This is a genomic window from Streptomyces boncukensis (genome assembly GCF_011045075.1).
Classification (GTDB): Bacteria; Actinomycetota; Actinomycetes; order Streptomycetales; family Streptomycetaceae; genus Streptomyces; species Streptomyces boncukensis.
In genome coordinates this window covers 1-574 of record NZ_JAAKZZ010001098.1, presented here as the reverse complement: position 1 = coordinate 574, position 574 = coordinate 1, and the positions used below count along the sequence as shown (strand labels likewise).

Here is a 574-nt window from a genome sequence, read left to right as displayed (position 1 = left end):
CCCTTCGGACACGGCCGGAGCGCGGGACGGCACCCTCGACCGCGTCGCCTTCGGCGACCCCGCCTCCGAGAAGGCGCACGGGTTCCACGGAGCCGACACCGAAGCCGTGACCGGTGCCCACGGCCTCCCCGCCCGCGTCGCCCGGCCGCCCGCCGAGCCGGGGACTCTCCTGGGCGAGCTGCGGTTCACGATGAAGGCCGATCCCGTCCGGCAGAACTTCCTCACCCTGAAGCTCTGGGGCGAGGACGACTCGACGTACAAGACCGTGCTGCTGGTCGACGGCGAGCAGGCCAACTACCACGACCACGGCGACTACGAAGCCGTCAGTTCAGGCAGCCTCAGCGGTCACACTCCCACCGGCCCCCTCCCCGGCCGGTTCTCCTTCGCCACCGCGATGCTCCCTCTCGTCTCCACGCAGGGCCGTGAGCTGGTGGAGATCACCGTGCGGACGTCACATCAGAACCTCGGCAAGGAGGCCACCGAGACGTCGCGCGGCTACTACAGCGCCACCGTCCACACCGCGCCCCTCCTCGACCCCGGCAAGGACGAGCTGCCCCCGTACGAGAAGTCCACC

1 pseudogene is annotated in these 574 nt (G+C 70.7%); it reads left to right on the top strand.

What is annotated here, in order from left to right:
- Positions 1 to 574 (top strand): annotated as a pseudogene (locus G5C65_RS38135) (Tat pathway signal protein); the annotation flags it as partial.